Genomic DNA, 11,682 nt, shown 5'->3' with positions numbered 1-11,682 from the left:
ATTTAGAAAATAAAGGTTTCTTATGAAAGAAGGGATTTTTGTGGAAGAAGGATACGATTTTTTGCTTCAGCTGGCGCTTGTTCTTCTTGCGGGCAACATAGGCGGACTCATCAGCAAAAAATTCAAGCAGCCCCAGGTTCTCGGACAAATAATTGCAGGGGTTTTGCTCGGTACATACTTCATGGAAAAAACGGAAATCATATATTATTTCTCCCAAATAGGAGTAATAATGTTGATGTTCATAGCTGGGATTGAAACAGATGTGAATGAACTAAACAGGTCGAAGGGCTCCTCGTCGCTCATTGCACTTGGTGGGGTTTCAATACCGTTTGCACTTGTATGCGGGGGTTTCTATTTCTTTAGCGGGGACCTCACGCTTTCAATATTTATGGGAGTGGCTTCAATGGCTACCAGTGTTAGCATATCGGTTCAGACACTGAGGGAACTCAATAAACTTAAAAGCAGACAGGGGATGGGAATCCTGGGGGCGGCAATAATTGACGATGTTGTTGGTATAATACTGCTTTCAGTTGCAATAAGTGTTCTTGTTCCCGAAAGTGGCACGGGCATGACATCTGTCATAGTGAAGCTCGTAGTATTCTTTATAATAGTTGCAATAGTAGGGATTGCTGTAAAGGACTATTCAAAGGGAAATGTTTCTTTCTTGAGACTCATGGGAATCTTCAACATAGATAGAATGTTGATATCCTATGCGCTCATATTTACACTTGCAATGGCATTCCTTTCCGAAAAGATGGGTGTTGCTGCCGTAACGGGCGCCTATTTTGCAGGAGTAATACTAAGCATGGCAAATGGCAGGCACACCATAACACATAACATCAATAGAATAGGAAGCGTGGTATTCACGCCCATATTCTTTGTTTCAATTGGAATGGGCATAAACCTTACAAAAATATCCTTTGGGGGCCTGCCTGAACTGTCATTCATATTCTTTGCAATAATAGGAAAGATAATAGGGTGCGGGCTTGGCGCGAAAATATCGGGCTTTAAGTGGAAGCAATCTCTTCAGATTGGAATAGGTATGATTCCGAGGGCGGAGGTTGCCATAATAATTGCAAGCCTTGGAGTAGGGCTTGGAGTCATAGGCAACGAGCAACTGACTGCTGTTGTTCTTATGGTGCTTATAACGACACTCATAACCCCGTCGCTGTTAAAACTTGCCTTCAAGGAAAAAGAAGAGTATGTAGAGTACGATAAAAAATCGTAACAATAAACTGCTTAATTGGAAAGTTTTTGGTGTTTTGCTGTGCGGCAAAAGGGTTATATAAAAATATATGACAACAAAGGAGCTGACACTATGATGCAGTGGTTCTACACACTAGACCCGGTTTGGCAGGCTTTGGCCGCAACAATGTTCACATGGCTCATGACTGCGCTTGGATCTGCCATGGTCTTTTTCTTCAAAGAAATTAATAGAGTTGTATTAAATGGAATGCTGGGATTTGCTGCAGGAGTAATGATAGCAGCAAGCTATTGGTCTCTCCTTGCACCTGCCATCGAAATGGTTGAGGCGGACGGACAAATAGCCCCGTGGATACCTGCGGCAGTTGGCTTTCTCGCAGGAGGGGGCTTTCTTCTTTTAATCGACAACATTCTACCTCACCTTCACATAGGCCTGCCTACAGAAGAGGCCGAGGGCGTAAAGACAAGCTGGCACAGGAGCGTTCTTCTTGTGCTTGCAATAACCCTGCACAATGTCCCGGAGGGGCTGGCTGTTGGTGTTGCGTTCGGAGCAATAGCAGCGGGATTTCCCTCGGCTACCTTGGCCGGTGCCATTGCACTTGGAATAGGAATAGGAATACAGAACTTCCCCGAGGGAGCCGCAGTATCCATACCCCTTAGGAGGGAAGGCCTTTCAAGGAATAAGGCTTTTATGTACGGCCAGGCTTCCGGAGTGGTTGAGCCCATATCCGGCGTTTTAGGTGCTTTGGCAGTAATCGCCATGCGGCCAATACTTCCATATGCCCTTTCCTTCGCCGCCGGAGCAATGATCTATGTAGTAGTAGAGGAACTCATTCCCGAGGCACAGATGGAGAGAAGCACAGATATCGCCAGCATAGGCGTAATGCTTGGTTTCGCCGTCATGATGGTTCTGGATGTAGCGCTTGGGTAAATATAGATTCAACGAAATGGGGACGGGGTTGCTGCTTTAAACCAAGGAGATGGATAAATGAAAATAGGAATAAGGAAGCCGCGCCTAAAGAAAAAAGTATCTGCAAGGATAAGCCCCAAAAGGCAGATGGTTCATAGGCTGGGCCTTAAGATGCCTAGGGGTTACGGATGGATAAGAAATTCAAATAATTAACTGGTTTTTTCATAAATCCATTTAATGGCTTCTACAGTCTCTGCATACTCGATATGATTAGCATAAGAATATGTTTCACGATATGCATTCCATAATCGCATAAGTTCATCAGATTTTTCAAGGCCTTGAAAAATTTCACCTGTAAACGATATCAAGTCTTCTGAATTCCTTTTTAGAACAGTATTTTCCACTGCGCTTCTTAATATTTTAAAATCGATTTCATCAGATTTCAGTGCTTTCAACACATATAAATCATAAAAGTCTTTCATCCTGGTATTGGCTTCACCTCTTCTGATAACGGTTTCGTATTTCTCAGCAATAATTGTCTCAATGTTGTAGGCTTGAATATTTATGATTTCATCACAGAACATGGATTTATATGTGTAGTGAATGTCTTCGGGTGTAATTATATCGCCGGTAGAAAAGTCGATTTTTAAATGCTGGACTATTCTTTCGAATTTTGCATTAAGTTTAATTCGAAATCCATTATACTCATCTTCTTCTCTGATTGAAATGATGCCAACATAATCAAATGTTATGCCATCATTGACATCAATATCAATAATTTCTTTAATCAAGCCTACAATCTTGTCCTCGTCGGCAGGGTAGTTCTTGAGTGTCGCATCTAAGTCCATCGTGCTTCGTTTTGAAGATCCAATGAGAGATGCAATCAGCAAACCACCCTTTAAGATGATGTTGTTTCTGTAAGCACTTTGGGCAATCCTTGCAAGAATTCGTTCTAAAAAGAAGTTCTGCATCAAGGATTGTGGATCTATGTTATTAGCTCTAGCTAAATTCCTAATCTTATCTTTCAATGCTCTCGAATTCAAAACAGCACCTCCATTGTCGCGTGCACTTTCTTTTCCATTTGAAGCTTTTTTGCATAGATCATAAGAAGTGAAAATTTCGATTTTTTACTGTTTGCGTACTGCCTCAAAGCACTATTTACGATGTTGACATCCATGCTTGCCTTGTTTCTAATAATGTCACAAATTGTTCTCTCGATATCATACACATAGAGTTCATTTCCTTGTGTTGTTTTCATCTTTTTTCTGCCGATATCAATAAGAGTCGGTTTCACATATCTAAATTTTACCGGTAAATCTTTCAGGCTAGTTGTATTGTAATTTGCAGGAACTGTCATCACATGCTGACTCGGTGTTCGATCAGTAAGATCGTGAAAATAGAGAGCTGTTTCGTGAGAAAAAGTTCCTCTCTTGCATCTGATTTGAATGATTAACATTGTGTCCGGCATTTCATCATTCAAGCAGTACACTCCTCTAGAGACCGATCGAATAGCCCCTTGTTCCTTCAATCGGTGGAGAGCCATCCGTGAAATACCATAATTCGTGGCTTCTTTAGTGCTAATAATCCCATTGGAATTACTCATAACTTCTAATATTTTCTTTCTATCCATCAAACTTCACCACCTCAAATGTGACATTCCAGCTGACAATCACATAAAATATTAGCGCGATTGTATCCCGCATTCGCATTATACCATATAATTGTTACAAACGCGCTAATATAATGACGATTTATAAGCGCGTAAGTCACATTTGATTTGAGTTAAAGCATTGGGAAGGGGTTATATCGTTGACTCTTATATTTTGTTGAAACGAAATATAAATTGAAATTTGTACTTTGTTTTGTTATGATGGAACAAAGAGGTGGAAAACATGATTTTAAGAGAAGAGTATTTGAGGAGAATTAGACCATTTTATGAATCGGATTTAATAAAGGTATTAATAGGAATTCGTCGCTCAGGAAAATCGGTATTATTAAAACAAATTGAAGCTGAGTTAATGGATAAAGATGTCAATGAATCACATATTATCTATGTGAATTTTGAGGATTTAAGTTACTCATTTATTGCAAACGAGATGGATTTGCACCAATACATTATGGAAAAGGTTGTTGATGACAAGAAATATTACTTGATGTTTGATGAGGTTCAAAATGTTGCTAATTTTGAAAAAGCCATTAATTCTTTTAGGTCTACAATAAATTGCAGCGTGTTTTTGACCGGATCCAACAGTAAGCTGTTATCCGGGGAACTAGCAACTCATTTATCGGGAAGGTATGTGAGTTTTAAGATGATGCCTTTTTCATTTTTGGAAATGTGTGAAATAAAGGGGCTGGACAAAGAAAATATCCAAGATGAGGACTTCATGGACTATTTGAATTATGGTGGGATGCCACAGCGATTTTTAATGCAATCGGTGACTGAAACAAAAGTGTACCTTCGTGATTTGTATAATTCCATTGTCCTTAAAGATATTGTTCAAAGGAGTAAAATTAAAGATGTAGATGTATTAAATAGAATTGTTGAATACATGGTGCTGAATACATCACAAATCTTTTCTGCAAAATCTATTTTCAAGTTTTTTGAAAGTGTTAATAGAAAGGTATCAACAGAAACTATTTATGGATATATTAACTATATAACAGCATCTTTAATCATTAATAAAGCGGTTAGATATGACATTAGAGGAAAGAAAATCTTAACTAGATCGGATAAGTATTATTTAACAGATTTAGGTCTTTCTAAAATCAATAATACCGGTTTCAAAACTGAAATTGGAGCACTGATAGAAAATGTAATATACAATGAATTGATTTATAGAGGATATGAGGTATATGTTGGAAAGACGGTAAAAGGTGAAATTGATTTTATTGTTATGGATGGAGATGATCGAAGTTACTATCAAGTGGCTTATCTTCTTACTGATGATAAGGTTATTAAGCGAGAATTTGGAGTCTTTGATTTAGTGGACGATAACTTTCCCAAATATGTCTTATCAATGGATAAATATGATTTTTCAAGAGAAGGCATAAAACATATAAACATTCTTGATTTTTTACTAAAGAGAAACAAATAATTTCTGTCACGGCATAATCACTGGGGAAAGCCGATTAATCAAATTTTTTTAATAAAAACATTTTTACTCCAGTAAGGAAATGCATGGGGGAAAATGAAATACCGTGTTTTCCTTTGAAAATAGCTTCGCGATTGAAATGAATCAAACCAATATGAATGCGCATAATATTGTAAAGATATCCTCTTTGATATTTAGGAGAGGGTATCTTTACTTGCGAGAAGAGATTGGAAATGCTATGAAAGCATGGTGATGAGGTTATTGCTTTGGCAGTATAGATGAAGCTTAGTTTTTCAGGCATCCAATTGGAACAACTAATACGCCATCATTTCTTCTATAGGCAAATTCAGTACCGGTTACAATCATCAAGAAGGAAGGTTCATGCATTTTATTGGTGTCGATTTTTTCCTTAAGTTTAATCAAATTTGCGGCGGCGGTATCGATTGAATCAGTTCCAAGCTTAACTTCAATCAGCCCCCATCTGCCATCGACAAGATGGATGATAGCATCTGCTTCCAAACCGGTGCTGTCTCTGTAATGGAAAAGTTTGCCCCCGAGTGCCTGGGCGTATATCCTTAGATCTCTTACAACCAGAGATTCAAAATGAATGGAATCAACAATAATGTGCAAGAAGTAGCAAAAATAATGTGCAAGATATAGTTTGAAGTGGTGGGAAAAGGCGATATAAAGGATATTGAGGTGGTAATTGAATTTTTATAATAAAAACATTTTTATACTCCAATAAGAAAAAGTGATATAATGTTTAAAATATACAACATTATTTTCATTATAGATTAAAAAGGAGTAAAAAATGTCTGAAAGATCAAGAGTACTTAGAAAACAAAGTGAGTTAAGAAGAACCTATAGAAAATTCTTGCCGGAGAGAATTGGCAGGGAAACCATTGAAGATTGGCTTATGATTGCATCCACCGCACCCAGTGGAGCAAATAAGCAACCATGGTTTTTCTGCGTCGTTACAGATGAAGAAATGAAGATGAAAATCAGAGAAGAGGCTGAAAAAGTCGAGGAAGTTTTCTATAGGGAAAAAATCAGCGATGAATGGCGTAAGGACTTAAAGGTCTTGAAAACTGATTGGAGCAAACCGTTTTTAAGTCAAGCGCCTTGTCTTATTTTAATATTCAAAGAGTTTTATAAGACTATGGAAAACGGCCAAAAAGACAAGAATTATTATGTAAATGAAAGCGCGGGGCTGGCTATCGGACTTTTGATAAATGCCATTAGGGACTCGGGATACCATAGCTTGACCTATACTCCTGCACCCATGACATTTTTAAAGGACATGTTTAAAAGGCCGGAAGGAGAAACCCCCGTCATGATTTTGTCTGTAGGAAAAACAGATGAAAGCTATGAACTTCCAGACATCAAGAGAAAAACTATTAATGAGATTGCTGAGTTTTACTGATAAGAATCATGTTGCTTTTAGAGTGGTTTTACAATGAACTGATTCAACTAAATGGGGACTATCCTAAAGAACGCCTCGGGGATTTTCTCGAGGTAAAACGCAAAATATTCAGAACCCATTGCAGGCTCGGCGAGGCTTAGCAGGTTTTCCTTGCCTATTGTTTCGCATGCGGCTCGCAGACAGGAAGACTGTGTCCCGACTGCTTTCGTTTGCCAAGGGAAAGGGATATCGTCCCAACGGGAGCCTATTTACAATTCCCTTCACCCGCAAAGTGGATAGCAACCATACAAGCCTATATGATTAGAGAAATTTCATTTCCGTCGAAAAGATTCCAGTGTGATAATAGCGGAATAAATGAAACGCTACATTACCTTTACAATCAATTACAACAGGAGTATAATAAATCTTGCAGTTCAAATATGCCCTATTAGCTCAGTTGGCTAGAGCACTCGACTCTTAATCGAGGTGTCCAGGGTTCGAATCCCTGATAGGGCACCAAAAATCTATACATACATTTAAAAACCTTGCTTTCGGCAAGGTTTTTTTGTTGTCTAAAATCAATAAGATTTGTGAAATTGTTGGGATAGAAAATGCGATTAATTTAGATTATACTTGATGGTATATTCATAATAATGATAATTGAATGCAAGTAGTCCAAGTTTTTGTCCGCATCCCCAATTATGAAAAGTTCTTGACAAAAGACACAATTATATTTAACATATAATTTAAGAGATACCTTTATATAGGAAGGAGGCTTATATCTGAATAAAATAAATTCTGCATTTGTAATAGGAGAATCGCGGACGAATGCAGATAATGCAATTACTAAGATGTATGGTTCTTTCTATATGGCTTTTGAGGTAGACGATGTTACATATGAAGTGTTAGATTTTAGTTGTACTCATACAATTGATCTTACCGAAAGGTATTTAGCCAAACTGTTTATAGGTAAATGCTTTCAGAATATTGAGAATTGGCTAGAGAGAGAGTTAGAGCTTCGTTATGGAGGTTCCTCTCGTAAAGCAGTGATGGTATCTTATAGAGATGCTTTAAAACGGTGGCAGGTTATGACTGGAAATAAGTAAACTAAATAAAACTTATAATTGTTGCTTTGTCTATGCTTGATATGATTTCAACCATATCGTCGCAGATAAAACCCAACAGAATCAAGCGTGATTTCATGCTTGGATTTTGTTGGGTTTTTTATTATAGTAAAATATTTTCGTTATAAATCGGGAGGGAGACCCGTTTATAAAAAACATAAAAAAAGGAGAAAAATCAATGATTACAAATGGCTTTACTTACATCGCGTTTTTAGTATTCTTTGCCTCAATGCTTGTTGCTGTAAAAAAGGCGACAAACTGGAAAATCTTTAAGTTTATTCCGCCGATAGTTATGGTTTACTTGTTCAATATGGCTTTCTGTACTTTCGGGTTATGGGATATGGGAGCAACTGCTAGCGCTTATTCCGCAACAAAAAACAATCTTTTATATGCAATGATTTTTATTATGCTATTGCGTTGCGACTTCCGTAAATTAGCAAAGTTAGGTGGTCGTATGATTGCCATCTTCATGGGTGGGGCGGTTTCTATTAGCATAGGCTTTATATTAGCATACATACTCTTTAAGAACACTTTAGGCGTAGAGTCATGGCGCGCTTTGGCTGCTCTGTGTGCTTCTTGGATTGGTGGATCCGGTAATATGGCAGCCTTACAGGGTGCACTAGCTGTGCCTGAAGCTGATTTCGGTGCTGCGCTAATCGTTGACACAATTTTCTACTCAGTATGGATTGCAATATTGTTGGTTCTTATTCCATTTGCACCCAAATGGAACAAGGCAATGAATGCTGATACTTCTAAGTTAGAAGCCATTGCAGTTGCAACCAATGCTGAAATTGATAAAGATACGAAAATTCTTGATTTTACTTCTCTACTTACTTTGCTAGGACTGTCCCTAATTATTTCTGCAATCAGTCAGAATTTGGGTGGGATTTTAGCTTTCGGTATACTGGGAAAGGGAACGATGACCGTGTTAATAGTTACTGCAATTGGGCTGATAGTTGCTATGTCCCCAATTGGGAAAATGGCCGGAATAGAAGAAACGGCCAATATATATTTATATGTAGTAATCGCATTGTTAGCTTCTCGTGCAGGATTGAACGAAATATTAGATTCGCCTATGTGGCTAATGGCTGGTTTATTTGTAATGATAGTTCATGTTGTAATTATGGCATTGTTGGCTAAACTATTTAAATGGGATTTTACAATGGTATCTACAGCATCTGTGGCAAATATCGGTGGCGCTGCTTCAGCTCCTATCATTGCATCCGCTTATGATGGTTCTTATGCTGGTATTGGTGTATTGATGGGTGTGTTTGGTGCAGCTGTCGGGAGTGTTATGGGGCTGATAGTGGCAAATATTATGAAACTATTTAGTTAATTGCAACGCCTATTTAAAGTAGGGAGGAAAAACCTATGAATCCAAATGATAATTTTAAATACTTACAAATGGGTTTATCTGATGATATTTTACGTCGTAAAGAGTATGGAGATTTCAAGGGTGCTATCCGGCTGATTGATAGAAAGCTAAAAGCAGGAAATCAAATTCTATCAATGCGGAATTCTTTGGTTGTCCAACGAGAAATAATGGTTCGCTTGTCGGAAAACTATCCATATACCAAAGAAAAAGCTGTTATCAAAGTGCAAGAGCATATTCCGGAATTTACAGAAGCAGAGTTTGATGAGAGAGAACAAAATGGAGAGATTGAATGGATATACATTGATGGTATTCCACATTACTTTGACCGCTTTTATGAAAGTATGATAAAGACGGATGCAATATTTGCAGCGAGAGCTGGCGTACAAAACATGGTTTGTGACGGCGGTAGCGTTGGTAGTGGTACGCAAGAAAATCCGCTGGATCGGGAAGCAAGTAGAATGCGAGAAAAAGGAAGTGTTTCTAATCGGATTTGTGTTCGCGCCAGTGTGCAGATTAAGGACAAGTATTTTAAGCTGGGCGAGATAGTTAGAATTCATTTGCCGATTCCGTGTAGTTGTTCACAACAAAGTGAAATTCGCATTGAACAGATGAGCCCATTCGACGGACAAGTGGCACCAGAAGATGCCCCGCAACGCACAGTATACTGGGAAGAGCGGATGATGGAGAATCATCCGTTTATGGTGGAGTATTCCTATATTTATACAGCTCGGTATATCGATGTGAATTCAATTGTTCCGAATGAAGAGCAGCCTTCTTTTGACATCCATGAACAACCTCCACATATTATGTTTACACCCTATATCCGGGAGCTCACTCGGTCTTTAACAGAGGGACTGAACTCTCCATTGGAAAAAGCTAGAGCAATTTACGACTTTGTGACCTTAAATATGAAATACAGTTTTATGCGATCTTACTTTTGCTTAGAGAGTATTCCAGAAAATGGTGCTCGCAATCTGCGAGGAGATTGTGGAGTTATGGCACTGTTGTTTATTACACTTTGTCGTTGTGCAGGTATACCAGCTCATTGGCAAAGTGGTTTAATTACACGACCAGATTTTTGTGGTGCACATGATTGGACTATGTTCTATATTGCTCCGTATGGATGGTTGTATGCTGATCCGTCATTTGGAACGGGTGCAGTACGGGAGCAAAATGAGGAGCGACGCCAATTCTATTTTGGCAATTTGGATCCCTTCCGAATGGTAGCTAATAGCCAGTTTCAGGCTGATTTCACAGTGCCAAAGGAATTTTGGAGAGCTGATCCATATGATAATCAGGTGGGTGAGATTGAAACTCTTCACCGTGCATTACGATACTTTGAGTTTGATAGATTTAAAGAAGTTGTTGGATTTACGGAGCTACAATCGAGGCTCTAAGTTAGGAGAGATATAATGAAAACAGATAAATTGATAAAACCTTATGCTTTGGTAGACCTTCATTGTGATACACTGACCGACTGGAAATATACAAGTACTGGAAATCCAGACACATTGGATGATCCAAAGAGGGTGCTGTCATTAACTTCCATACCAGAAGGTGTACACTGGGCACAGTTTTACGCAGTGTTCATTCCAGATGAGGTGCGAGGACAGGATGCCATTGATTATTTTGAGTTTAATAGTGATAGTTTTTACCGTCAGATGAAGCAGTTTAATGATCGGGTTATGCCTTGTCGTACTGCTTCTGATATGAAAATAGCTTGGGCGGCAGGAAAGACAGCTGCATTTCTTTCCATTGAGAATGGCTCCGCCTTAGCAGGTGATTTAAATCGGGCAAAAGTGGTGGCGGACGAAGGCGTAAGAGCTCTCACTTTGGTCTGGAATGGTGAAAACGAGTTGGGTTCCGGGCATACAACTGATCATGGATTATCTGATTTTGGCAAGGCTATGGTACCTGAACTCGAAAAACAGGGAATTATTGTGGATATCTCCCACCTCAATGATTCTGGCTTTAATGACCTTTTGAAAATTGCAAAAAAACCATTTATGGCTACCCATTCTAATGCTAGAACGGTATGTAGTCATAAGCGTAATCTCACTGATGATATGATTCGAGAGATGGTTCGACGAGATTGCCTTATTGGTTTGAATTACTTTGTTAAATTCATTAAGGATGATGGTGAGGTGAAAAACTTAGATGATTTATATCGTCATGTAGAGCATTTCTTTGCATTAGGAGCAGAAAAGAACTTAGCTTTAGGTTCTGATTTTGATGGTGCAGTGCTACCCGAGTGCCTTAGCACTCCAACGGATGTTGCTGGGTTATACAAGTATTTCTTATCTAAAGGGTTAACCCAAAGACAGGCGGAAGGAATTATGTATAAAAACGCAGAGCATTTTTTACAAAAAAACTTAGGATAGTCTGTTTTAATAGTACTAGTAGAATTGTTTGATAAGATTTAATGGATAAAATAGCGTAAGGGAGTGATTATAATTTAATTTCCTTACGCTATTTTTGTTGTCTAAAATCAATGGAATTTATGTGATTTTTGTATGGTTAAAATGGGGGTGTGGACAAATAATTATAATTACTAGGGCCGGTTTTGCACTTTCAAG

The 11,682-nt window shown here is 38.5% G+C and carries 11 protein-coding genes and 1 tRNA gene; 9 read left to right on the top strand and 3 right to left on the bottom strand.

What is annotated here, in order from left to right; genetic code table 11:
- Positions 1-22: 22 nt before the first annotated feature.
- Together JJE29_04330 and JJE29_04325 are read left to right on the top strand one after the other, a co-directional pair.
- Positions 23-1,228 (top strand): cation:proton antiporter, encoded by a 1,206-nt coding sequence (locus tag JJE29_04330; GenBank protein MBK5251841.1) that lies wholly within the window; start codon positions 23-25, stop codon positions 1,226-1,228.
- 93 nt (positions 1,229-1,321) lie between these two features.
- Entirely contained in the window at positions 1,322-2,134 is an 813-nt protein-coding gene (locus JJE29_04325; protein ID MBK5251840.1) for a ZIP family metal transporter, read from the top strand.
- 188 nt (positions 2,135-2,322) lie between these two features.
- Here the strand turns inward: JJE29_04325 and JJE29_04320 are convergent, their stop codons facing one another.
- Together JJE29_04320 and JJE29_04315 are read right to left on the bottom strand one after the other, a co-directional pair.
- Entirely contained in the window at positions 2,323-3,156 is an 834-nt protein-coding gene (locus JJE29_04320) for a nucleotidyl transferase AbiEii/AbiGii toxin family protein (GenBank protein MBK5251839.1), read from the bottom strand.
- Positions 3,153-3,743: a type IV toxin-antitoxin system AbiEi family antitoxin domain-containing protein gene (locus JJE29_04315; protein ID MBK5251838.1), complete on the bottom strand. Its 591-nt coding sequence runs from the start codon at positions 3,741-3,743 to the stop codon at positions 3,153-3,155. Before JJE29_04315 ends, JJE29_04320 begins: the two co-directional genes overlap by 4 nt.
- A 262-nt stretch (positions 3,744-4,005) precedes the next feature.
- Here JJE29_04315 and JJE29_04310 point away from each other — a divergent pair, with 262 nt between their 5' ends.
- Positions 4,006-5,208 (top strand): ATP-binding protein, encoded by a 1,203-nt coding sequence (locus JJE29_04310; GenBank protein MBK5251837.1) that lies wholly within the window; start codon positions 4,006-4,008, stop codon positions 5,206-5,208.
- Positions 5,209-5,490: 282 nt separating this feature from the next.
- Here the strand turns inward: JJE29_04310 and JJE29_04305 are convergent, their stop codons facing one another.
- Positions 5,491-5,898: a DUF4143 domain-containing protein gene (locus JJE29_04305; protein ID MBK5251836.1), complete on the bottom strand. Its 408-nt coding sequence runs from the start codon at positions 5,896-5,898 to the stop codon at positions 5,491-5,493.
- Positions 5,899-6,016: 118 nt separating this feature from the next.
- On the opposite strand from JJE29_04305, the gene JJE29_04300 reads away from it, so the two are divergent.
- The 6 genes from JJE29_04300 to JJE29_04275 all read left to right on the top strand — a co-directional run bounded on the left by JJE29_04300 (position 6,017) and on the right by JJE29_04275 (position 11,487).
- The gene (locus JJE29_04300) at positions 6,017-6,628 is read left to right on the top strand and encodes a nitroreductase family protein (protein ID MBK5251835.1); all 612 of its coding nucleotides are present in this window, start codon (positions 6,017-6,019) and stop codon (positions 6,626-6,628) included.
- Between the two features lie 421 nt (positions 6,629-7,049).
- A tRNA-Lys gene (locus JJE29_04295) sits at positions 7,050-7,126 on the top strand.
- 263 nt (positions 7,127-7,389) lie between these two features.
- Positions 7,390-7,713 (top strand): DUF3870 domain-containing protein, encoded by a 324-nt coding sequence (locus tag JJE29_04290; protein ID MBK5251834.1) that lies wholly within the window; start codon positions 7,390-7,392, stop codon positions 7,711-7,713.
- A 196-nt stretch (positions 7,714-7,909) separates the two neighbouring features.
- Complete coding sequence (locus tag JJE29_04285; protein ID MBK5251833.1) at positions 7,910-9,067, top strand: DUF819 domain-containing protein; 1,158 nt, start codon at positions 7,910-7,912, stop codon at positions 9,065-9,067.
- A gap of 35 nt (positions 9,068-9,102) precedes the next feature.
- On the top strand, positions 9,103-10,503 hold the full coding sequence (locus JJE29_04280) for a transglutaminase domain-containing protein (protein MBK5251832.1): 1,401 nt from the start codon (positions 9,103-9,105) through the stop codon (positions 10,501-10,503).
- A gap of 15 nt (positions 10,504-10,518) precedes the next feature.
- Positions 10,519-11,487, top strand: a complete 969-nt coding sequence (locus JJE29_04275; GenBank protein ID MBK5251831.1) for a membrane dipeptidase — start codon at positions 10,519-10,521, stop codon at positions 11,485-11,487.
- Positions 11,488-11,682 lie beyond the last annotated feature (195 nt).

It is taken from the genome of Peptostreptococcaceae bacterium, from assembly GCA_016649995.1.
In the GTDB taxonomy this organism is placed as follows: Bacteria; Bacillota; Clostridia; order Peptostreptococcales; family BM714; genus BM714.
The sequence above is the reverse complement of the archived record's forward strand: the minus strand, read 5'-3'. Positions and strand labels throughout refer to the sequence as shown.